Source organism: Burkholderia sp. MSMB0856 (assembly GCF_001524645.2).
Lineage (GTDB): Bacteria > Pseudomonadota > Gammaproteobacteria > Burkholderiales > Burkholderiaceae > Burkholderia > Burkholderia diffusa.
In genome coordinates, this window is record NZ_CP013428.1 from 1,499,475 (window position 1) to 1,520,600 (window position 21,126).

Below are 21,126 nucleotides of genomic sequence, written 5' to 3' on the forward strand. Positions count from 1 at the left end.
TTCGGGCGGCCCGTTTTCTCATTTGCCGTCGTTCGCGCCGAACAGTTGCGCGCACACGGCGCGCCCCGCTTCGGTCAATGCGGCGCTGCCGGTGCCGTCGTCGTTCAGCGTCGTCGCGCTCAGGCCGGCGGCGTCGAGTTGCGTCAGCACGCGGCGCAGCGTGCTCATCGGCAATTGCGTGCGCTTCGCGATTTTCGGCAGCGACCACGTCTTGCCGGACGGATCGGCCGCGGCGTCGTGCAGCGTCGCGAGCGTCGCAACGAGTGCGGGATCGAGCGGGGCGTCGTCGGATTCTGAAGTCATCGGTTCGGGTTCGCGTGCCGGCGCGGGACCGGCATTCAGGAAGGATGCAATCGCGGACACTATACGCCCGGTTACGCGCCCTTGATCGCGGCGCGCATGAACGATACGAAACGCGTGGTTACGGGATCGTCACGGCCGGACAGCCATGCCAGCCCGACGCGCCATTTCGCGTCCCGGCCGGCGAGCGGCAATACGGTCGCGTCGCGCAGCAGATATTGCGCACGCGAAGGAATGAACGCGACGCCGACCCCGGCCGCAACCGACGTGAGCACCGATTGCACGTCCTCCGCCTGCTGCGTGACCTGCGGCACGAAGCGCCGCTCGACGCACCACCGGTCGATCTGTGCGGCAAGCCCGGGGCCGCGTGCGCGCTGCAGCGCGATGAAGCCGATCTCGTTGAGCACGTCGAGATCGGCCGGCACGCGCTTGAAGCCGAGGTGCGGCGGCACCGCGAGCGCCAGCCCCTCGTCGATCACCTTGAACGACGACAATCCTTCATCCGACGGCAAACGCAGGAACCCCGCGTCGAGCTTGCCCGAGCGGAGCCGACGAGTTTGCTCGGACGACGACAGGTCGCTCAGCGTGACCGCGATGCCCGGATTGCAGCGCCGGAATTCCGCGACGAGTTTCGGCACGAGCGTCAGCACGGACAGGCAGATGCCGAGCCGCAAATGCCCGCGTTGCCCGCTGGTCGCCTCCCGTGCACGCGCGAGAATCTCGTCGGCGTCGCGCACGAGCGCCTGCGCGTCCGGCAGGAAGCGTTCACCGAACGGCGTCAGCTCCGCGCCGTGCCGACCGCGCTCGAACAGCTTGCCGCCGAGGCTCGCCTCGAGCGCGCCGATCTGCTTGCTCAGCGCCGGCTGGCTCATGTGCAGCGTGTCGGCCGCACGGCTGAAATGGCTGAGTTCGGTGACCGTCAGGAAAGTGCGCAGCAGTTTCAATTCCATTCTTCAAAGGAATCGTATCGATCGAAACATTCATTTTACTGATCGAATGGCGTGACGTTCAATACGGAAACGCCCCTTTCGGAGTTACCCACCATGCCTTTCGATCATGCGACCGAGTGCCTGACCGACGTGTCGTGCGACACGGTCGTCATCGACGCAAGCGATGCCGAGCCCGACGCGCCGGCGCCCGAGCGTCGCACCGCGCGCGCCGACGGACGCAGCCGCCGCTTGCGCTTCGGCGATGCGCTGGACGACGTGCGGCCACGTGCCGTCACCGGTTCGATCGCGATCAGCTTCGCGGTCGTGTCGCGGCGGAACTGGCCGCGTTGAATCGCGACGCCAGGCGCCCGCCGCCGAACGCACGCGTTCGATCCTCCGCAAAAAAACAGCAGGAATCCGCGCACATCACGCATCATTGCGCGCACATCCATCGTCATCGCCACGCGATCGACCTTATAATTTCCCGCACCCGCTGACCGCCCACGCATTTCGCGCCGCCGCAACGCGCGCGAAAAGGAGACTTTCGCTTGACCGGCCTCATCGCGCGCCTGCCTCGCGCCCGGACCACCCTGATCATCGCCCTCTCGTTCCTGACACTCGCGTTCGCGACGAACGCGTCCGCGCAGCCGCATCGCACCGCGTCGCCGCATGCGCATGCGCATGCGCATGCGAAAGTCGTCAAGAAAAAGCCCGCTCCCCGCAAGCACAAGGCCGTCAAGCATCGCCGCCCGCGCGTGAAGCATCATGCGGTCAAGCGTCACGCGGCGCCCGCACCGCAGCGGCGCGCGAAACGCACGAATGCGGTTCGCCCTCGCCCCGCCGCGAAGCCGCGCCTGCTCGCAAGCTGCGGCTATAGCCCGCGCGCGGTACGCTCGCTGCACTCGCGCGCGGCCTACGTGCTCGATGTCGACTCCGGCACGCCGCTGCTGGCCCGCAACGCGCGCACGGTGCGGCCGATCGCGTCGATCTCGAAGCTGATGACCGCCGTCGTCGCGCGCGACGCGGACCGTCCGCTGAACGGCGTGCTGCGCGTCACCTCGCGCGACCGCGACACGATCAAGTTCACCGGTTCGCGGCTGCCGATCGGCGCCGAACTGTCGCGCCGCCAGATGTTCCATATCGCGCTGATGTCGTCGGAAAATCGCGCGGCCGCCGCGCTGAGCCGCGACTATCCGGGCGGCCGCGCCGCGTTCGTGAAGGCGATGAACCGCGAGGCGCGCCTGCTCGGGATGCGTCATACGCATTTCCGCGAACCGACCGGCCTGTCGCCGCACAACGTGTCGACCGCCGAGGATCTCGCGCGGCTCGTCGCCGCGGCCGCGCAGGATCCGCTGATCCGCTATTTCTCGACGGACACGTCGACCACCGTGCAAGCCGGCGACGGCGAGCTGCTGTACGTGAACTCCGATCCGCTCGTCCGCCACGGCCGCCTGCCGATCCGGTTGCAGAAAACCGGCTTCATCAACGAATCGGGGCACGGCGTCGTCATGCGCATGCACGTGAAGGGCCGCCGCGAAACGGTCGTGCTGCTCGGCGCGCCGACGCGCGCCGGCGTGTCGAGCGATGCCCTGAAGATCCATCGCTGGCTGGCCTGCTCGATCCAGTAAGCACGACGCGCGCGGCCCGCGTACTCATCCACGAAGGAGCGATGCCATGCCGGACGAATACCGTTTCAACGCATTCGGGCGCCTGCTCGCCGTCGTGCGTTCGAACGGCCGCTGGACCGTGTTCGATCTCGGCACCGACGGCAAGCGACGGCCGGCCAACCTGCAGATTCCGTCCGCGCTCGCCGCGGACGAACTCGCGCAATATCTCGGCGACCTGCTGCACGAGAATGCATCGCCGAAGTACAACGACGTCGTGCCGATTCCGTCGCCGCGCCGCACGTAACGCGCTGCCCACTCCCGCCGCACCGACACACCGCGCATCTCGCACGCCCGCCAAACTCGACAGCTAAACTTGCAAGTTAAACTGTCGTGTTCTATGATTCGCCGCATGACACCGCCACGCATACCCGGCGTTTCCGCCGATACCGTCGCCGCCGATCTGACCCTCGCGGTCGGGCAGTTGATCCGCCGGCTGCGTTCCGAGATCGAATCCGAAGGGCTCGGCATGTCGCAGACGAGCGCGCTCGCGCGACTAGAACGACAAGGCCCGATGACGACCGCCGATCTCGCCCGCGCCGAGGCGATGAAGCCGCAATCGATGAAGGCAATTCTCGCGAGCCTCGAGGAAGACGGGCTCGTCGAACGCGAGCCTCATCCGACCGACGGCCGCCAGATCCTGTTCCTGCTGACCGCGGCCGGCCTCGCGGCGCGTCGCAAGCGCGACACCGCGAAGCACAAGTGGCTCGGTGCCGCGATCGAGAAGCTCGCCCCCGAAGACATCCGCACGCTCGCCGCCGCGATTCCGCTGATCCGGCGCATCGGCGAGCAATGACCCGCATGCGTGCCGCGCGGCATCCGCGCGCACGCTTTCCTTTGCCCACTTCACGGAGCATCACGCCATGAGCACGACCCGTCTCGACACGCAAACGGCACTCGTCGTCATCGACCTGCAGAAGGGCATCGTCGCGCTGCCCACCGCCCACCCGGTCGCACCGGTGATCGAACGGACGCGCGAGCTGCTCGACGCCTTCCGTAGCCGCGGCCTGCCGGTCGTGCTCGTCAACGTCGCCGGCAGCGCGCCGGGCCGCACGCAGCAGCAGGTGCGTCTGGATGCCCTTCCCGCCGATTGGGCCGATCTTCTGCCCGAGCTGAACCGCCAGCCAAGCGACCATGTCGTGACGAAGAAGACCTGGGGCGCGTTCACCGGCACCGGTCTCGACGCGCACCTGAAAGCCGCCGGCGTCACGCAGATCGTGCTGGCCGGCATCGCGACGAGCATCGGCGTCGAATCGACAGCCCGCCAGGCGCACGAACTCGGTTACAACGTGACGCTCGCGGTCGACGCGATGACCGACCTCAACGCCGACGCGCATACGAACAGCATCGAACGGCTGTTCCCGCGCCTGGGCGAGACGGGTCCGACGCAAGCAATCCTCGCGCTGCTCGACCGGCGCGGCGCGTGAGCGACAAACGCGCTCCGCCGGCGCCGGGCCATGCGGCCGGCCGGCTCGATCCGTCGATCTGGAAAGTCAGCGCCGTCGCGACGCTCGGCTCGCTGCTGTCGCAACTCGACGCGACGATCGTCAACGTATCGCTGGCGAGCCTCGCGACCGATCTGCACGCAAGCCTGTCGACGATCCAGTGGGTGACGAGCGGCTACCTGCTCGCCCTCACGCTGGTGTTGCCGCTCAACGGCTGGCTGGTCGACCGCATCGGCGCGAAGGCGCTGTACCTGTGGTGTTTCTCCGCGTTCACGTTCACGTCGGCGCTGTGCGGGCTCGCGTGGTCCGCGCCGTCGCTGATCGCATTCCGCGTGCTGCAGGGCGTCAGCGGCGGGCTGCTCGCACCGATGGCGCAGATGATGATCGCGCGCGTGGCCGGGCAGCAGATGGCACGCGTGATCGGTTATGCGGCGGTGCCCGTGCTGATCGCGCCGATCCTCGGGCCGGTCGTCGCCGGTGCGATCCTGCAGCACGCCTCGTGGCGCTGGCTGTTTCTCGTGAATCTGCCGGTCGGTGCACTGGCGCTTGCGCTGGCCGTATGGTTCCTGCCCGGCGACCGCGACGAAACGCAGCGGCGCGAACTCGACTGGGTCGGCCTCGCGCTGCTGTCGCCAGCGCTCGTGCTGTTCCTGTATGGCGCCGAGCGCATCGACGCGGAGCCCGGCATCGCCGCGATCATGGGTTCGGTGCTGCTGCTCGCCGCGTTCCTGCGCGTCGAGCGGCGCAAAGGCGAGCATGCGCTGATCGACCTCGCGCTGTTTCGCTCGCGCGTATTCGGCGCGGCCGCTGCCACGCAGTTCCTGTCGAACGGCGCGATCTACGCGGGCCAGATGCTGATTCCGGTGTTCCTGATCAAAGCGTGCGGCCGCTCGCCCGGCGAGATGGGCTGGCTGCTGGCGCCGCTCGGGCTCGGCATGCTCGTCACCTATCCGTCGATGGGCGCGCTGACCAGCCGGTTCGGCGTGCGCCGGCTGGCCGCCGCCGGCGCGCTGCTCGCGCTCGCCGCGACGCTGCCGTTCGTGTATCTGGCGCTGGCCGGCTACGATCCCTACGTGCTGGTGCCCGCGCTGTTTCTGCGCGGAATGGGCCAAAGCGCGATCGGCGCACCGTCGATTTCCGCCGCGTATGCGTCGGTCGAGCGGCGCAACCTGCCGATGGCGACGACGTCGCTCAATATCGTCCAGCGCCTCGGCGGCCCGACGTTCACGACGATGTGCACGCTGTTTCTCGCGTGGCGGCTGCAGGCCGAATCCGCGTCGACGGGCGGCACGCACGGGGCCGCCTACGCGTGGGCGTTCGGCATGCTTTGCGCACTGCATGCGGCGAGCTTCGTGACGACGCTGCGGCTGCCGCGATGGTCGAGCGGCGCGGGCGGACGGCCGGCGGGGGCCGCGCGGGCCGGTTCGCGGTGAATGCCGGGGCCGCTACTGCATCCACATCGGCACGATCGACGCCGCGAGCAGGATGCCCAACCCGGCATTCACGCAACGCCACTGCCGCTCCGTACGCAGCACGCGCGCGAACAGCAGCCCGGCACAACACCAGAGCGACAGCGACGCCATCGCCGCCATGCCGAATGCCAGCCCGAGCAACGCACCGAGCCTCACGGGGCCGGACGCCAGCGCAGCGAACGACGCGGCCGCGCCGAGCGTCATCGCCCAGCCCTTCGGGTTGTGCCACAGCATCCAGACGCCGCTGACGAACCCTTGCGGCCGTTGCACGGCCGCTGCGGCGCCCGGCTTGCCGCCGCGCGCGATGCGCGTGGCCAGCCACAGCAGATACAGCGAGCCGAGCACCTTCATCCCGAGCTGCAGCGCAGGCAGCGCCAGCAACACGCTGCCGAGCCCGGCAGCCGCGGCGGCGGCCATCGATGCCAGGCCGGCCGCGATGCCCGCCATCATCGGCAACGAACGCCGATAGCCGAAATGCGCGCCCGATGCGGTCGCCAGCGTCGTCGCGCCACCCGGCGTCACCGTGGACACGATCACGAACAGCATCAGCGGCAAGTAGTCTTGAAGCGGCACGCGGGCTCCCGGTCGTGGTCGTCGAAGCCCCGTTTTACCCGCGATCCATGCATTACGACAGCGAAAGCTTTTTATGCCTGTCATTAGCATCCATAATGCGATCCATGGTACGTAACCTCGACATCGCCCTGCTTCGCGCCTTCGTCACGGTCGCCGATCACGGCAGCATGACAGCGGCGAGCCGCGCGCTGCATCTGACGCAAGGCGCGATCAGCCAGCAGGTCGCGCGGCTCGAAACGCTGTCCGGCCCGCTGTTCGTGCGCGAGCATCGCAACCTGCTGCTCACGGCGGACGGCGAACGTCTGCTCGCGCAGGCGCGCCGGCTGCTCGCCGCGCACGACGCGCTGCTGACCGACATGACGGCCGGAGCGATGGAAGGCGCCGTCCGGATCGGCGCGCCGCAGGATCTCGTCGGCAGCTGTCTCGCGCCGATCCTGAAAGGCTATGCGTACGCGCATCCGCAAGTCGCGCTGTCGCTCGTGTGCGCGGCGTCGCCCGAACTGCGCAAGTCGCTCAGGCAGGGCGAGATCGATGTCGCGTTGATCGAGGCGCCGGTCGGCCCGTCGCGCGGCGAATGCGTCGCCGTCGACCGTCTGGTCTGGGTCGGCGCGAAAGGCGGCAGCGCCCACTTGCGGACGCCGCTGCCCGTGTCGATGGTCGACCGGACCTGCGCGTTCCGCCCGACCGTTCTCGACGCATTGCGTGCCTGCGACCGCGCGTGGCGCACGGTGTTCGAGAACGGCAGCATCGACGCGACGGCCGCGACCGTGCGCTCCGATCTCGCGGTGACCGTCTGGCTCGCGTCCACCGTGCCGGCCGATCTCGACATCCTGCCCGCCGACTGCGGCCTGCCCGCGCTGCCGAACTTCGCAATCAACCTCCATCTGCCGCGCGGCCAGCACACGCCGGCTGCGGCGGAACTGGCCCGTCACCTGCGCAACGGCTTCGCGCGCGTGCGCGCGGCTGCCTAGCCTTCTTCCCCGCTCGCCGCCACGCGACATGAGCCTCGCGCGGGCACTGCATGGCGAACGCGCAATGTGTTGCGCCGCATGAAAACAACGCAGTGCGACGTAACGCTGAAAATGTTCCGGAGCCCTACGTCATGCGTTCGCGACATCAGGCCGGAACCCGATGGCACAATCACGGTCCCTTACATGTGCCCTTCATCGGGCGCACGCCGCATCGCGGCGCAGATTCAACACACGAGAAGGACCCTGCCTGACCTTATGACCCTGAACGAATCCTGGTTTGCGCCGCTCGTCGGCATCCTCATCCTGCTCGCTGCCGCCGGCGCGATCACGGCCACCGCCCATTTCCTCCTGTTCCGCGTGGTCGCGCGTCTTGCGCGGCTGTCGGCCACCCGCATCGACGACGCGCTGTTCGAGTTCGGCGCATTCAAGTGGCTGAACCGCATCGTGCCGTTCGTCGTGATCAAGCTCGGCCTCGGCGCGGTGCCGGGCATCCCCGCCGTGGCCGCGCAAGCCGCCGACAAGGTGCTGTTCGCGCTGATCGTGTTCCTGGTGTCGATGACGATCAGCGCGACGCTGTCCGCGCTCGAGCACACGCATCGCACGAGCCGGCGCGACCAGCCGCGCCTGTCGCTGAAAGGCGCGATGCAGCTCGTCAAGCTCGTGATGTTCATCACGGCCGCGCTCGTCGTGATCGGCGACGCGACCGGCAAGCAGATCGGCCTGCTGCTGTCGGGCATCGGCGCGATGTCGGCGGTGCTGATGCTGATCTTCAAGGACACGCTGCTCGGCCTCGTCGCCGGCGTGCAACTGTCGTCGAACGACATGCTGCGGATCGGCGACTGGATCACGATGCCATCGGCCGGCGCGGACGGCACCGTCATCGACATCACGTTGAACACGGTCAAGATCGCGAACTTCGATCACACGATCATCACGGTGCCGACCTGGAAGCTGATCACCGAGAGCTACCAGAACTGGCGCGGGATGACCGAGGCCGGCGGGCGCCGCATCAAGCGCGCGCTGTTCATCGACGCGACGAGCGTGCGCTTTCTTGGCAACGACGAGATCGAACGGCTCGAACGCCTGACGCTCCTGAAGGAGTACCTGGAAGACAAGGTCGATGCGATCGCGCAATGGAACGGCACGCTCGGCGCGGCCGGCGAATGCCAGGCGAACCGCCGCCAGTTGACGAATCTCGGCACGTTCCGCGCGTACGTCGCGAACTATCTGAAAGGCCATCCGCGAATCCGCCGCGACATGACGTGCATGGCGCGCCAGCTGCCGCTGACGGCCGAGGGCATTCCGCTCGAACTGTACTGCTTCACCGACACGACGACCTGGGTCGACTACGAGGCGATCCAGTCCGATCTGTTCGATCACCTGATCGCGGTGCTGCCCGAGTTCGGGCTGCGCGTGTACCAGCATCCGTCGGGCTTCGACATGCGCCGGATGGCCGGCGCGGCGCAAGCCGAACTGTCGGCGCCGCACGCGCGCTAGGGCTCGCCGCGGCGGCCTGCAACGGGTCGCCGCCGGCAACGCGGCATCGCGGCGCGCGTGCTGCCGCTCACCGCCCCGCGCACTCGGCCGCGAGCCGCCCCACCACCTTCAACGCGTCCTCGATCTGCCGCGACCACGGATAGCTGTAGTTGAGCCGGATGAAGTGCCGGTAATCGGCGGTCGCCGAGAACATGTGGCCAGGCCCGATCGTGATCCCCTGCGCGAGCGCGCGCCCATACAGCTTCATCGCGTCGACCTGCGGCGGCAGTTCGACCCACAGCACGTACCCGCCCTGCGGCTGCGACAATCGCGTACCTTCCGGGAAGAAGCGCCGCACCATCGCGCTCATCAGGCTCGCCTGCTGCGCATACTGCTTGCGCATCCGCCGCAGGTGGAAATCGTAGCCGTCGTGCTTCAGGTATTCGGCGATCGCGAGCTGCTCGATCGCGGGCGTCGCGAGCGTGTTCAGGAATTTCAGCTTCTCGACCTGGTCGCGGTAGCGGCCGGGCATCGCCCAGCCGATCCGGTAGCGCGGCGACAGGCTCTTGGTGAACGACGCGCAATGCAGCACGAGGCCGTCGCGATCGTACGACTTCAGCGCGCTCGGCGTCGTGTCGCCGTAATGCAGCTCGTGATAGACGTCGCTCTCGATCGCGGGCACGTCATGCTTCGCGAGCAGCTCGACGAGCGCGCGCTTGCGCGCATCGGGCATCTGGAAGCCGAGCGGATTGTGGAAATTCGGCATCACCATGCATGCGGCGATGCGCTCGCGCGCGAGAATCCGTTCGAGCGCGTCGAGATCGATGCCGTCGCCCGGATGGGTCGCCACCTCGAGCGCGCGCATGCCCATCCGCTCGATCGCATGCAGCATCGCGTAGAACGTCGGCGACTCCACCGCGATCGTGTCGCCGGGCTTTGCAACGGCCTGCAGGCACAGGTTGATTGCCTCCGTCGCGCCGATCGTCACCACGATCTCGCCCGGCTCGACCGGGATCCCGCGCTCCGCGTAGCGCCGCGCGATCTGGCGGATCAGCTCCTGGTTGCCGGGCGGCAGGTCGTCGATCACGCCCCAGCGCGTGCGGCGCCGGCCAATCGCCTGTGCGTAGCGCGCGAGACGCTGCACCGGGAACTGCGACGCATCGGGATACGGCGAACCGAGCGGCACCGCGTCGTCGCGCGCGATCGAGCGCAGCGTCGACAGCACGAGCCGGCTCACGTCCACCGCCGACGGTTCGGCGGTCGGCGCCGACACGTGCAGCTCGGCCTGCGCCGGCGCCGTGGCCCGCGCCCGCACGAAGTAGCCCGACTGCGGCCGGCTCTCGATCAGCCCACGGCTCTCGAGCACGAGATACGCGCGCAGCACGGTCGTGACGCTGAGCTGCTGCTGCCGGCTCGCCTGGCGCACCGACGGAATCCGCTCGCCGGGCCGGTACACGCCGCGCTCGATCTGCGCCTGCAGATCGTCGGCCAGTTGTTCGTAACGCTTCACGCGCCTCCCTTTCAACATCCCTTCAACAACACAGTTGCGGCCGCCACCACCTGACTGGCCGCAACTGTACTCTTTTTTGAAGACGAAAGGTGTACACACAGCGGCCGCCGCACCGCGCGTACTCTCCGTGCATCGACCCCGACACACGCATCATGAAAAAGAAATCCGCCGCCGCGCGCATCGAACCGTACACCCACCCGGCCGCCGGCTGGGGCGCGCTGAAAGCCGTCACGATCAACCTGATCAAGGAAAAGGTCAGCGGCGGCAACTACCGCACGCTGCTGCGCCAGAACCAGCCGGACGGCTTCGACTGCCCGGGCTGCGCGTGGCCCGACCGCCAGCATGCGTCGACGTTCGAATTCTGCGAGAACGGCGTGAAGGCCGTGGCCGCCGAGGCGACGAGCAAGCGCGTGACGCCCGAATTCTTCGCCGCGCACACCGTCGCCGAGCTGCTCGAACAGACGGATTTCGAACTCGAACAGCACGGCCGCCTGACCGACCCGATGGTGTACGACGCGCGGACCGACCGCTACGTGCCGATCGCGTGGGACGACGCGTTCGAGCTGATCGCACGTCACCTGCGCGCGCTGCCGGACCCGAACCAGGCGGCGTTCTACACGTCCGGCCGCGCGAGCAACGAGGCGGCGTTCCTGTATCAGCTGCTGGTGCGGCGCTACGGCACCAACAACTTCCCCGACTGCTCGAACATGTGCCACGAGGCGACGAGCCGCGGGCTGCCGGCGTCGGTCGGCGTCGGCAAGGGCACCGTCACGCTCGACGATTTCGAGCACGCGGACATGCTGCTGATCTTCGGCCAGAATCCGGCGACCAACCATCCGCGGATGATGGGCGAACTGCGCGAATGCGCGAAGCGCGGCGCGACGATCGTGTCGATCAACCCGCTGAAGGAACGCGGGCTCGAGCGCTTCGCCGATCCGCAAAGCCCGCTCGAGATGCTGACGATGTCGGGCACCAACATCGCGTCGACCTTCATCCAGCCGACGATCGGCGGCGATTTCGCGCTGATCAAGGGAATGGCGAAGCGCGTACTCGAACTCGACGATGCCGCGCGCGCCACCGGTGCGCCACGCGTGCTCGACACGGCGTTCATCGGCGAGCACACGGCCGGCTTCGATGCGTTCGCCGACGATCTGCGCAACGAAAGCTGGTCCGCGCTGACGGCCGAAAGCGGCGTGTCGTACGCGCAGATCGACGGCCTCGCGCAACGCTATGCACGCAGCGAGCGCGTGATCGCGACCTGGGGGATGGGCATCACCCAGCACAAGCATTCGGTCGCGACCGTGCAGATGCTGACGAACCTGATGCTGATGCGCGGCAACATCGGCCGCCCCGGTGTGGGCCTGTGCCCGGTGCGCGGCCACTCGAACGTGCAGGGCAACCGCACGGTCGGTATCGAGGAAAAACCGTCGCAGGCGTTCCTCGACCGGCTCGGCCACGTGTTCGACTTCGAGCCGCCGCGCGAGCACGGCTACGACGTCGTCGAAACCATCGAAGGTATGCTCGAAGGCCACGTGAAAGTGCTGATCGGTCTCGGCGGCAACTTCGCGATGGCGACGCCCGACACGCCGCGCACGTGGGAAGGCATGCGCCGCTGCGATCTCTCCGTGCACATCACGACCAAGCTGAACCGCAGCCACCTGATCCACGGCCGCGATGCGCTGATCCTGCCGACGCTCGGCCGCACCGAGATCGACCTGCAGGACAACGTCGCGCAGGGCGTGACGGTCGAGGATTCGATGAGCATGGTCCACGTGTCGTACGGGATGAACAAACCGGCGTCGCCGAACCTGATGTCGGAGCCCGCGATCGTCGCGCACATCGGCCATGCGCTGTTCGGCAGCGGCGAGATCGACTGGCTCGCGTACAAGGACGACTACGCGAAGATCCGCGACGCGATCGAGGCGACCGTCGACGGCTTCTACGACTACAACACGCGCATCGCGCGGCCGGGCGGTTTCCACCTGCGCGTCGCGTCGCGCGACCGCGAATGGCTGACGCCGACGGGCAAGGCGAACTTCATCGCGCACGCGCTGCCGACCGACACGCCGATCCAGCGCGCCCGCGCGCTGCACGGCGAGCGCCTGATGACGCTGATGACGACGCGTTCGCACGACCAGTACAACACGACCGTCTACGGGCTGGACGACCGCTATCGCGGCGTATTCGGCCAGCGCCGCGTGGTGTTCGTCAACCGCGACGACCTCGCGATGCTCGGCCTGAAGGCCGGCGAATGGGTCGACATGGAAACCGTGTGGCACGACGGCATCGAGCGGCGCGCGGACGGTTTCCTGCTCGTCGAATACGACATCCCGCGCGGCTGCATCGGCGCGTACTACCCGGAAACGAACCCGCTGGTGCCGCTCGACAGCGTTGGCGACGTGTGCAACACGCCGACGTCGAAGTCGGTGCCCGTGCTGCTGCATCGCGCGGCCGCGCCGGCGTCGGCCGCCGCCTGACGGAGCGCCGCGATGATCGTTCGGCCGCGCGAGCACTGGCTGCGGATGCTCGATGCTCGCCTCGACGATCTCGTGTCGATGGCGAGCGGCTGCGAGCGCATCGCATCGACGCCGTAATAAAGACTTGCAATCGATACAGCCGGAAACGTCAACAGCCGGGGCCCGCACAGCGTTTTTTTCGACAAGCGCGCACGTTTCGTGACGCGCAACGACAGGAGAAAACGTCATGCGAGCCCTTACCCGCCATCTCGCGATCGCCGCCACCCTGATGTCGGTACTGACCGGCACCGCGTTCGCCGAAACGCCGTGGCAGCAAGCGCATCCGCGCCGCGAAGAGGTCAACCAGCGTCTCGCCAACCAGAATCGCCGGATCCATCACGAAGTGAAGGAAGGCGAGATGTCGCACGCCCAGGCCGCGCGCCTGCACCGTGACGACCGCAAGATCCGCCAGGAAGAGCGGGACATGGCCGCGCAGGATCACGGCCACATTACGCAGAGCGAAAAGCACGTGCTGAACCAGCAGGAAAACGCGGTCAGCCACAAGATCGGCCAGTAACGCCGGCAAGCGTCGATTCGCCATCGCTTGAAACGCCCGCTGCCGCCGTGCGACAGCGGGCGCTTGTTGTTGTATCGAATCGTTTCAGCAGGCCGTTCGCGTCAAGTGCCGCGGGTATACTCCGACGTCAGCCGCCACCCGCATCGACCGTCAAGAACGGCACGATTCCGGCGGTTTCGTCGCGAAGCTCCGCGTTTCGCGTACCCCGCGCCCCAGCCTCGACACGAGACACACGACGATCCCGATCATGAAACGATTCCTGCTGCTCCTTCCCGCCGCCCTGCTCGCCGCCTGCGGCTCGACGCCCTCGTCCGATTCGGCCGCGTCCGGCTCGGCGCCGATGATCTACGTGTCGTCCGCGCGCCCGGCCCACGCGATCGCCAACTGCCTCGACAGCCGCCTGTCCGGCACCGAGCAATCGCAGCACAACGGCGTGACCGACATCACCGTCGGGTCGCGCTCGTACTTCGTCACGCTCACGCCGTCGGGCAACGGGTCGGTCGTCAAGGTCGTGCGCGGCTCGGGCAGCGAGCCGGCCGAGGAAGCGATGCGCTTCGCGATCGCGCGCTGCGTGATCTGACCGCCGCCGGCGCCGGGCACCCGCCCGGCCCGCAAGCCGCGTCATCCGGGCGCCGTCATGCGCGCCCGTCGAATTTTTTCATCCGGGCCGCCGTCGATGAGAGAATCGCAGCACGATTCCCTTTCCACGGAGCCCGCATGAAGCATCTGCTGTCCCGGCTGTTCGTCAGCGCCGCGCTCGTCGCGCTTGTTCCGGCGCTGCCGGCGCAGGCCGCGACGCCGCCCGGCATCTTCGTCGTCGCCACCCAGCTCGGCGAATTCACGACTCTCGACCCGAGCGAAATCTACGAGCTCGTGCCGTCCGAGTACGTCGCGAACACCTACGAACGGCTCGTGCGGGTCGACCTGAAGGACCCGACGCGCTTCGACGGGCAGATCGCGCAATCCTGGTCGGTCGGCGCCGACGGCGTCACCTACACGTTCAAGCTGCGCCCCGGTCTCACGTTCCATTCCGGCAACCCGGTCACCGCCGACGACGTCGCGTGGTCACTGCAGCGCACCATCCTGCTCGACAAGGGCCCGGCCGGCGTGCTCGCCGATCTCGGCCTCACGAAGGCGAACGTGATGCAGAAGGTGCGCGCGGTCGACCCGCAGACCTTCGTGCTCGAAACCGACCGCAAGTACGCGCCGAGCTTCGTGCTCAACGTGCTGAGCGCGTGTCCGGCGTCGGTGCTCGACAAGAAGCTGCTGATGTCACATCAGCAAGGCAGCGATTTCGGCAGCGCCTGGCTGAAGACCAACGACGCGGGCTCGGGCCCGTACCAGCTCGTCAAGTGGACGCCGAACGAAAGCATCGTGCTGCAGCGTTTCGACAAGTACCGGGCGCCGTACCCGATGAAACGCGTCGTGCTGCGCCACGTGCCCGAGGCCTCCGCGCAGCGGTTGCTGCTGGAAAACGGCGACGTCGACGCCGCGCGCAACCTGAGCCCCGACAGCCTCGCCTCGCTGACCAAGGCCGGCAAGATCAAGGTCGCGTCGTGGCCGGTGTCCGCGCTGCTGTACCTGAGCCTGAATACGAAGAACCCGAATCTCGCGAAGCCCGACGTGCAACAGGCGATGAAGTGGCTGGTCGACTACGACGGCATCCAGCGCAATATCGTCAGCACGACGTACAAAGTGCACGAGACCTTCCTGCCCGAAGGCTTCCTCGGCACGCTGAATTCGAATCCGTACAAGCTCAACGTCGCGAAGGCGAAGGCGCTGCTCGCGAAAGCCGGCTTGCCGAACGGCTTCGACGTGACGATGGACATGCCGAACGATTATCCGTACCTCGAGATCGCACAGGCACTGCAGGCGAACTTCGCGCAGGGCGGCATCCGCGTGAAGCTGATCCCGGGCGATGCGAAGCAGGCGATCGGCAAGTACCGCGCACGCCAGCACGACATCTTCATCGGCGAATGGTCGCCCGACTACATGGACCCGAACAGCAACGCGCGCGGCTTCGCCTGGAATCCTGACAATTCCGACCAGTCGAAGACGAAGATGCTCGCATGGCGCAACAGCTGGGACATCCCGCAATTGACGAAGGACACCGAGGCCGCGCTCGTCGAGCCGTCGCCCGCGAAGCGCGCACAGCGTTACGAGGCTCTGCAGAAGGCCGTGCTCGCGAACTCGCCGTTCATCATCATGTTCGAGAAGGTCGTGCAGGTCGCGACGCGCCCCGGCACGACCGGGCCGGAGATCGGACCGATCAACGACCTCGTGTCGTACCGGACGCTGGCAAAATAAGGCCGGCTTCCCGCGGCATTTCGTCGACGCGCTGCACGGCGAAACACCCCGCAAATTATCCCTGTCATGCACGAATGCGGAACATGCGTGACAGGGATAAATTTCTCTGCCGCCCATCGCGATCCTGTCGTCGGGCGCGCACACTCTCCCCTATCAGCCTCCGCCAAACCATAGTTTTTATCCGCTGGCGCGAATGATTTTGGCTTTGTTAGATGGATGACACCGAATCATCCGATGACAAATATCTAACAGCCCGATGACCTGCGCGTTCGCCCATACCGTCGAATCCCGCTTTGCCGACCTGACGCCGACCGCGAAGCGCATCGCGAGCTACATGCTCGCGAACCTCGACCGTCTCGGGCTCGAAACGGCCGACCAGATCGCGCAGCAGACCGGCACCAGCGGCATCTCCGTCGGTCGTTTCCTGCGCAGCATCGGCTACCGCAACCTCGACGACCTGAAACGCGAACTGCGCGGCGGCAGCGACCGCCCGTGGATGATCACCGACCGCCTCGACGAATACCGCCGCACCGCCGGCGCGCACGCGAACGCCGGCGACAGCGACCATGGCGACGGCACGCTTGCATCATCGCTCGATCGCGAGCTCGATGCGATCCGCCACGTCTACCGGCTCGCGGAAGAACCCGTGTTCGCGCAGGTCGCGGACCGGATCGCGCATGCCGACGCCGTATTCATCCTCGGCATCCAGTCGACCCGCGGCATCAGCAACGCGTTCAGCAGTTATCTGGAATACATCCGCCCGCGCGTGTTCTATTCCGACGGCCAGTCGGGCTCGTACGTCGATTCGCTGAATTCCGAATTCGAGCGGCCGTACTGCATCGTCACCGATACGCGCGCCTATTCGCGCAGCGCGCGCCGCTATTGCCAGGCGGCCGCCGAACGCGGCCAGCCGTTCGCGCTGGTCACCGATCTCTATTGCCCGTGGGCGCGCGAATGGCCGGCCGACCTGCTGCAGGTGAAGACCGACGTCGGCCAGTTCTGGGATTCGCTCGCGCCGCTCACGTGCCTGTTCAACCTGCTGATCACCGCCGTGGTCGACCGCCTCGGTCCCGCGATCGACCGGCGCGTCGCGCGCAACCGCGAACTGCAGCGCGCCTTCGACCAATTCGAATCCTGAGCGCCCCGAATGCCGATGCCGTCTCCCCGCCTCGTTGAAATCACGCCCGCCACGCATCGCGTCGAGATCGATCTCGTCTACGCGACCGAGCGCAACCTGACCGGCAAGGCGATCTACCGTCGCGCGCACTGCCTGCTGCTCGAGCCGGCCGAGGCCGCGCTGCGCCGCGCGGTCGACGTCGCAGCACAAGCCGGCTTCACGCTGCGCATCTACGACGCGTACCGGCCGCCGCAGGCGCAACAGGTGCTGTGGGATTTCCTGCCCGATCCGAACTTCGTCGCCGATCTCGGCCGCGGCTCGAACCACAGCCGCGGCACCGCGCTCGACCTGACGCTCGTCGGTGCGAACGGCGAGCCGCTCGATATGGGCACCGGCTTCGACGAGATGGTGGCAGCGTCGGGCCACTTCCATCCGGGGCTGCCCGAAGCCGTGCAACGCAACCGGCTGCTGCTGCTCGGCGTGATGCAGGCGGCCGGCTTCGCGCATATCGACAGCGAATGGTGGCACTACGAACTGCCCGGTTCGCATGCCTTGCCGCAGATCGACAACGCGGCGAGCGGCCCGTGGCGCCTGATGTAACGACGATGCACGTTTCTTTCACCGTTCCCGTTCAACGACCTCAACGACACATGGAGAAGCGCACATGCAACCCCTGACCTCCCGGCTCGTCGCGGCACTCGCCGCCGCATCCGTGCTCGCCGCCGTTCCGCTTTCCGCCGCACGCGCGGAAACGCCGAAGGACATGTTCGTGATGGCCACGCTGCTCGACGAATTCACGACGCTCGATCCCGGCGAGATCTACGAACTGGTGCCGGAGGAATACGTCGCGAACACGTACGACCGGCTCGTGCGCGTCGACCTGCGCGATCCATCGAAATTCAACGGCGACGTCGCGCAGTCGTGGACGGTGAGCGCCGACGGGTTGACCTATACGTTCAAGCTGCGCTCGGGCCTCAAGTTCCACTCGGGCAACCCGCTGACGGCCGACGACGTCGCATGGTCGATCCAGCGCGCGGTGCTGCTCGACAAGGGGCCGGCCGCCGTGCTGACCGGCATCGGCCTCACGAAGGCGAACGTCGCCGCGAACGTGAAGAAGCTCGACGATCAGACGGTGTCGATCACGACCGACCACAAATACGCGCCGACCTTCGTGCTGAACGTGCTCGGCTCATGGCCCGCGTCGGTGCTCGACAGGAAGCTGCTGCTGTCGCACCAGCAAGGCAACGACTTCGGCAATGCGTGGCTGAAGACCAACGAGGCCGGCTCCGGCGCGTACAAGCTGGTCAAGTGGTCGGCCGGCGACAGCATCGTGCTGCAACGCTTCGACGGCTACCGCCTGCCGCTCGCGATGAAACGCATCGTGCTGCGCCACGTGCCCGAAGCGGCGAGCCAGCGCCTGCTGCTGGAAAACGGCGACGTCGACGCGGCGCGCGACCTGAGCCCGGACGATCTCGCGTCGGTCGTGAAATCCGGCAAGGCGAAGGTCGCGGCATCGCCGCAGGCGACGCTGCTGTATCTCGGCCTGAACACGAAGAACCCGACGCTCGCGAAGCCCGACGTTCAGGAAGCGCTGAAGTGGCTGGTCGACTATTCCGGAATCCAGACCAACGTCGTGAAGACGACCTACAAGGTGCACCAGACTTTCCTGCCCGAAGGCTTCCTCGGCACGCTGAATGCGAATCCGTACAAGCTCGACGTCGCGAAGGCGAAGGCGCTGCTCGCGAAGGCCGGCGTGGCGAACGGCTTCGCGGTGACGATGGACGTGCGCAACGACTATCCGTACACGGAGATCGCGCAGGCCGTGCAGGCGAACTTCGCGCAGGCGGGCGTCAAGGTGCAGCTGATCCCCGGCGACAACAAGCAGACGCTCGCGAAATACCGCGCGCGCCAGCACGACATCTACATCGGCGAATGGTCGGCCGACTACATCGACCCGCACAGCAACGCGCAGGGTTTTGCATGGAACCCCGACAACTCCGACAAGTCGAGCTATAAAATGCTGGCCTGGCGCAACAGCTGGGACATTCCGCAACTGACGAAGGAGACCGACACCGCGCTCGCCGAGCCGACCGCCGCGCAACGCGCGCAACGGTATCAGGCGATGCAGAAGGACATGCTCGCGCATTCGCCGTTCGTGATCATGTTCCAGAAGGTCGCCCAGGTCGCGACGCGGCCCGGCGTGAGCGGACTCGAAGTCGGACCGATCAACGATCTCGTGTCGTACCGTAACCTGACGAAGCAATAAGATTCACCGCATGTCGACTCCCGCCTCCTCCCTCGAAGCGCTGCGCACGCTGCCCGCGCGGCGCCCGGCCGTACGCTGGGCGCTGCGCGTGCTGCGCTGGGCGCTCACGCTCGCCGTCACGTTCGCGGGGCTGCTCGCGCTGACGTTCGTGATCGGCCGCAAGGTGCCGATCGATCCCGTGCTCGCGATCCTCGGCGATCGCGCGTCGGCCGAGGCTTACGCGGCCGAGCGCATCGCGCTCGGCCTCGACAAGCCGCTCGCCACGCAATTCCTGATCTACGCGCGCGACGTGCTGCACGGCAATCTCGGGATGTCGCTGCTGACGTCGAACCCGGTGCTCGACGATATCCGACGCGTGTTCCCCGCCACGCTCGAACTCGCGACGATCGCGACGTTGATCGGCATCGCGATCGGCGTGCCGCTCGGCGTCGCGGCCGCGGTGAAGCACAACCGGCCGATCGACCACATCGCGCGCTTCGTCGGCCTGATCGGCAATTCGGTGCCGGTGTTCTGGCTCGGGCTGATGGGGCTGCTGCTGTTCTATGCGCGGCTGCACTGGGTCGGCGGCCCCGGCCGGCTCGATCCCGTGTACGACGGCATGGTCGACCCGCGCACGGGCAGCCTGCTGATCGACTCGGCGCTCGCGGGCGAGTGGGACGTGTTCCGCAACGCGGTGTCGCACATCGCGCTGCCGGCCGCGATCCTCGGCTACTACTCGGTCGCGTACCTGAGCCGGATGACGCGCTCCTTCATGCTCGACCAGCTGAGCCAGGAATACATCGTCACCGCGCGCGCGAAGGGCCTGTCCGAGCGCCGCGTGATCTGGCGGCATGCGTTCGGCAACATCGCGGTGCCGCTCCTGACCGTGATCGCGCTCACGTACAGCAACCTGCTCGAGGGCTCGGTGCTCACCGAGATCGTGTTCGCGTGGCCGGGGCTCGGCTCGTACCTGACGGGTGCGCTGCTGAACGCCGACATGAACGCGGTGCTCGGCGCGACGCTCGTGATCGGCGCGATGTTCATCATCGTCAACCTGCTGACCGACGCGCTGTACCGCGTGTTCGATCCGCGTGCGCGCTGAGGGCCGCCGCGACATGACCGCTTCCACCCTGCTTCTTTCACCGTCCATGCCGAAGGTCGTCCGATCATGAATGCCGAGCGTCTCACGCTGCGCGCGTGGCTGCTTTCCGATGCGCCCGCGTCGCGCTCGCAGGCCGCGTTCGGCCTCGCATATCGCCGCTGGCGCCGCTTCGCCGCCAATCCGCTCAACCTGTTCGGGCTCGCGATCCTGGTCGCGCTGATCGTCGTCGCCCTCGTCGGCCCGCTGATCATGCCGCACGATCCGCTGCGCCAGGTGCTGTCCGACCGCCTGCTGCCGCCCGGCTCGCCGTCGCACTGGCTCGGCACCGACCAGCTCGGCCGCGACATCCTCTCGCGGCTGATCGACGGCTCGCGCCTCACGCTCGGCATCGCGATGCTCGTCGTCGTGATCGTCGTGCCGATCGGACTCCTGATCGGTACGACGGCCGGTTATTGCGGCGGTTTCGTCGACAGCGCGCTGATGCGCATCACCGACATCGCGCTGGCGTTCCCGAAGATCGTGCTCGCGCTCGCATTCGCGGCCGCGCTCGGGCCCGGCGTGATCAACGCGGTCGTCGCGATCTCGATCACCGCGTGGCCCGCGTACGCGCGGCTCGCGCGCGCGGAGACGATCCGCATCGCGCAGGCCGATTACATCCACGCGGCGCGCCTGCAAGGCGCATCGGGCCCGCGGATCTTGCTGCGCTATATCGTGCCGCTGTGCATGTCGTCGGTGATCGTGCGCGCGACGCTCGATATGGCCGGCATCATCCTGACCGTCGCGGGCCTCGGCTTCCTCGGCCTCGGCGCGCAGCCGCCGAGCCCCGAATGGGGCTTCATGGTCGCGTCGGGCCGCAACGTGCTGCTCGACGCGTGGTGGGTCGCGACGCTGCCCGGCGCGGCAATCCTGCTCGTCAGCCTAGCGTTCAACCTGCTCGGCGACGGGCTGCGCGACGTCTTCGATCCGCGTCATGGAGCGTGAC

The 21,126-nt window shown here is 67.5% G+C and carries 21 protein-coding genes; 17 read left to right on the forward strand and 4 right to left on the reverse strand.

Features of this window, described 5'->3' with window-relative positions; all coding sequences use genetic code 11:
- Nucleotides 1-18: 18 nt before the first annotated feature.
- Together WS87_RS24215 and WS87_RS24220 are read right to left on the reverse strand one after the other, a co-directional pair.
- The gene (locus WS87_RS24215) at nt 19-303 is read right to left on the reverse strand and encodes a hypothetical protein (protein ID WP_059819677.1); all 285 of its coding nucleotides are present in this window, start codon (nt 301-303) and stop codon (nt 19-21) included.
- A 71-nt stretch (nt 304-374) separates the two neighbouring features.
- The gene (locus WS87_RS24220) at nt 375-1,250 is read right to left on the reverse strand and encodes a LysR family transcriptional regulator (protein WP_059819267.1); all 876 of its coding nucleotides are present in this window, start codon (nt 1,248-1,250) and stop codon (nt 375-377) included.
- Nucleotides 1,251-1,343: 93 nt separating this feature from the next.
- Here WS87_RS24220 and WS87_RS24225 point away from each other — a divergent pair, with 93 nt between their 5' ends.
- The 6 genes from WS87_RS24225 to WS87_RS24250 all read left to right on the forward strand — a co-directional run bounded on the left by WS87_RS24225 (nt 1,344) and on the right by WS87_RS24250 (nt 5,771).
- Nucleotides 1,344-1,580: a hypothetical protein gene (locus tag WS87_RS24225; protein ID WP_082750661.1), complete on the forward strand. Its 237-nt coding sequence runs from the start codon at nt 1,344-1,346 to the stop codon at nt 1,578-1,580.
- 197 nt (nt 1,581-1,777) lie between these two features.
- The gene (locus tag WS87_RS24230) at nt 1,778-2,857 is read left to right on the forward strand and encodes a serine hydrolase (RefSeq protein ID WP_059819269.1); all 1,080 of its coding nucleotides are present in this window, start codon (nt 1,778-1,780) and stop codon (nt 2,855-2,857) included.
- Between the two features lie 46 nt (nt 2,858-2,903).
- Complete coding sequence (locus WS87_RS24235; RefSeq protein WP_059819270.1) at nt 2,904-3,140, forward strand: DUF7661 family protein; 237 nt, start codon at nt 2,904-2,906, stop codon at nt 3,138-3,140.
- Between the two features lie 93 nt (nt 3,141-3,233).
- Nucleotides 3,234-3,689 carry a MarR family winged helix-turn-helix transcriptional regulator gene (locus tag WS87_RS24240; RefSeq protein WP_059819271.1) on the forward strand — a complete coding sequence of 152 codons (456 nt, stop codon included), beginning with the start codon at nt 3,234-3,236 and terminating at the stop codon, nt 3,687-3,689.
- A 67-nt stretch (nt 3,690-3,756) separates the two neighbouring features.
- Entirely contained in the window at nt 3,757-4,320 is a 564-nt protein-coding gene (locus WS87_RS24245; RefSeq protein ID WP_059819272.1) for an isochorismatase family protein, read from the forward strand.
- Nucleotides 4,317-5,771, forward strand: coding sequence for a DHA2 family efflux MFS transporter permease subunit (locus WS87_RS24250; protein ID WP_059819273.1), 1,455 nt, complete (start codon nt 4,317-4,319; stop codon nt 5,769-5,771). Before WS87_RS24245 ends, WS87_RS24250 begins: the two co-directional genes overlap by 4 nt.
- A gap of 12 nt (nt 5,772-5,783) precedes the next feature.
- Here the strand turns inward: WS87_RS24250 and WS87_RS24255 are convergent, their stop codons facing one another.
- Nucleotides 5,784-6,383 (reverse strand): LysE family translocator, encoded by a 600-nt coding sequence (locus WS87_RS24255; RefSeq protein ID WP_082750662.1) that lies wholly within the window; start codon nt 6,381-6,383, stop codon nt 5,784-5,786.
- Between the two features lie 95 nt (nt 6,384-6,478).
- Here WS87_RS24255 and WS87_RS24260 point away from each other — a divergent pair, with 95 nt between their 5' ends.
- Together WS87_RS24260 and WS87_RS24265 are read left to right on the forward strand one after the other, a co-directional pair.
- Nucleotides 6,479-7,354: a LysR substrate-binding domain-containing protein gene (locus tag WS87_RS24260; protein ID WP_059819274.1), complete on the forward strand. Its 876-nt coding sequence runs from the start codon at nt 6,479-6,481 to the stop codon at nt 7,352-7,354.
- 255 nt (nt 7,355-7,609) lie between these two features.
- Nucleotides 7,610-8,851 carry a mechanosensitive ion channel family protein gene (locus WS87_RS24265; RefSeq protein ID WP_059819275.1) on the forward strand — a complete coding sequence of 414 codons (1,242 nt, stop codon included), beginning with the start codon at nt 7,610-7,612 and terminating at the stop codon, nt 8,849-8,851.
- 67 nt (nt 8,852-8,918) lie between these two features.
- Here the strand turns inward: WS87_RS24265 and WS87_RS24270 are convergent, their stop codons facing one another.
- Nucleotides 8,919-10,340 carry an aminotransferase-like domain-containing protein gene (locus WS87_RS24270; protein WP_059819276.1) on the reverse strand — a complete coding sequence of 474 codons (1,422 nt, stop codon included), beginning with the start codon at nt 10,338-10,340 and terminating at the stop codon, nt 8,919-8,921.
- A gap of 152 nt (nt 10,341-10,492) precedes the next feature.
- Here WS87_RS24270 and WS87_RS24280 point away from each other — a divergent pair, with 152 nt between their 5' ends.
- From WS87_RS24280 to nikC, 9 genes are all read left to right on the forward strand, one after another.
- A complete protein-coding gene (locus tag WS87_RS24280) occupies nt 10,493-12,817 on the forward strand; it encodes an FdhF/YdeP family oxidoreductase (RefSeq protein ID WP_059819277.1) in 2,325 nt (774 codons plus the stop codon).
- A gap of 226 nt (nt 12,818-13,043) precedes the next feature.
- On the forward strand, nt 13,044-13,373 hold the full coding sequence (locus WS87_RS24285) for a hypothetical protein (RefSeq protein ID WP_059691307.1): 330 nt from the start codon (nt 13,044-13,046) through the stop codon (nt 13,371-13,373).
- 247 nt (nt 13,374-13,620) lie between these two features.
- Nucleotides 13,621-13,953, forward strand: a complete 333-nt coding sequence (locus tag WS87_RS24295) for a hypothetical protein (RefSeq protein ID WP_059819278.1) — start codon at nt 13,621-13,623, stop codon at nt 13,951-13,953.
- 137 nt (nt 13,954-14,090) lie between these two features.
- Nucleotides 14,091-15,680 carry an ABC transporter substrate-binding protein gene (locus WS87_RS24300; protein WP_059819279.1) on the forward strand — a complete coding sequence of 530 codons (1,590 nt, stop codon included), beginning with the start codon at nt 14,091-14,093 and terminating at the stop codon, nt 15,678-15,680.
- Nucleotides 15,681-15,936: 256 nt separating this feature from the next.
- Nucleotides 15,937-16,818, forward strand: coding sequence for a sap1 transcriptional regulator SapR (sapR, locus tag WS87_RS24305; protein WP_059819280.1), 882 nt, complete (start codon nt 15,937-15,939; stop codon nt 16,816-16,818).
- 15 nt (nt 16,819-16,833) lie between these two features.
- Nucleotides 16,834-17,397: a D-alanyl-D-alanine dipeptidase gene (gene ddpX, locus WS87_RS24310; RefSeq protein WP_082750685.1), complete on the forward strand. Its 564-nt coding sequence runs from the start codon at nt 16,834-16,836 to the stop codon at nt 17,395-17,397.
- A 64-nt stretch (nt 17,398-17,461) separates the two neighbouring features.
- Complete coding sequence (locus WS87_RS24315) at nt 17,462-19,063, forward strand: ABC transporter substrate-binding protein (RefSeq protein ID WP_059819282.1); 1,602 nt, start codon at nt 17,462-17,464, stop codon at nt 19,061-19,063.
- A gap of 10 nt (nt 19,064-19,073) precedes the next feature.
- Nucleotides 19,074-20,144 (forward strand): ABC transporter permease, encoded by a 1,071-nt coding sequence (locus WS87_RS24320; protein ID WP_059819283.1) that lies wholly within the window; start codon nt 19,074-19,076, stop codon nt 20,142-20,144.
- Nucleotides 20,145-20,210: 66 nt separating this feature from the next.
- Entirely contained in the window at nt 20,211-21,125 is a 915-nt protein-coding gene (nikC, locus tag WS87_RS24325; RefSeq protein ID WP_059819284.1) for a nickel transporter permease, read from the forward strand.
- The last annotated feature ends 1 nt before the right edge of the window (nt 21,126 follow it).

Coding starts and splice junctions, on each gene's coding strand:
- WS87_RS24215 (WP_059819677.1), bottom strand. CDS start 303: ATGACTTCAGAATCCGACGACGCCCCGCTCGATCCCGCACTCGTTGCG.
- WS87_RS24220 (WP_059819267.1), bottom strand. CDS start 1,250: ATGGAATTGAAACTGCTGCGCACTTTCCTGACGGTCACCGAACTCAGC.
- WS87_RS24225 (WP_082750661.1), top strand. CDS start 1,344: ATGCCTTTCGATCATGCGACCGAGTGCCTGACCGACGTGTCGTGCGAC.
- WS87_RS24235 (WP_059819270.1), top strand. CDS start 2,904: ATGCCGGACGAATACCGTTTCAACGCATTCGGGCGCCTGCTCGCCGTC.
- WS87_RS24240 (WP_059819271.1), top strand. CDS start 3,234: ATGATTCGCCGCATGACACCGCCACGCATACCCGGCGTTTCCGCCGAT.
- WS87_RS24245 (WP_059819272.1), top strand. CDS start 3,757: ATGAGCACGACCCGTCTCGACACGCAAACGGCACTCGTCGTCATCGAC.
- WS87_RS24260 (WP_059819274.1), top strand. CDS start 6,479: ATGCGATCCATGGTACGTAACCTCGACATCGCCCTGCTTCGCGCCTTC.
- WS87_RS24265 (WP_059819275.1), top strand. CDS start 7,610: ATGACCCTGAACGAATCCTGGTTTGCGCCGCTCGTCGGCATCCTCATC.
- WS87_RS24280 (WP_059819277.1), top strand. CDS start 10,493: ATGAAAAAGAAATCCGCCGCCGCGCGCATCGAACCGTACACCCACCCG.
- WS87_RS24285 (WP_059691307.1), top strand. CDS start 13,044: ATGCGAGCCCTTACCCGCCATCTCGCGATCGCCGCCACCCTGATGTCG.
- WS87_RS24295 (WP_059819278.1), top strand. CDS start 13,621: ATGAAACGATTCCTGCTGCTCCTTCCCGCCGCCCTGCTCGCCGCCTGC.
- WS87_RS24300 (WP_059819279.1), top strand. CDS start 14,091: ATGAAGCATCTGCTGTCCCGGCTGTTCGTCAGCGCCGCGCTCGTCGCG.
- sapR (WP_059819280.1), top strand. CDS start 15,937: ATGACCTGCGCGTTCGCCCATACCGTCGAATCCCGCTTTGCCGACCTG.
- ddpX (WP_082750685.1), top strand. CDS start 16,834: ATGCCGTCTCCCCGCCTCGTTGAAATCACGCCCGCCACGCATCGCGTC.
- WS87_RS24315 (WP_059819282.1), top strand. CDS start 17,462: ATGCAACCCCTGACCTCCCGGCTCGTCGCGGCACTCGCCGCCGCATCC.
- WS87_RS24320 (WP_059819283.1), top strand. CDS start 19,074: ATGTCGACTCCCGCCTCCTCCCTCGAAGCGCTGCGCACGCTGCCCGCG.
- nikC (WP_059819284.1), top strand. CDS start 20,211: ATGAATGCCGAGCGTCTCACGCTGCGCGCGTGGCTGCTTTCCGATGCG.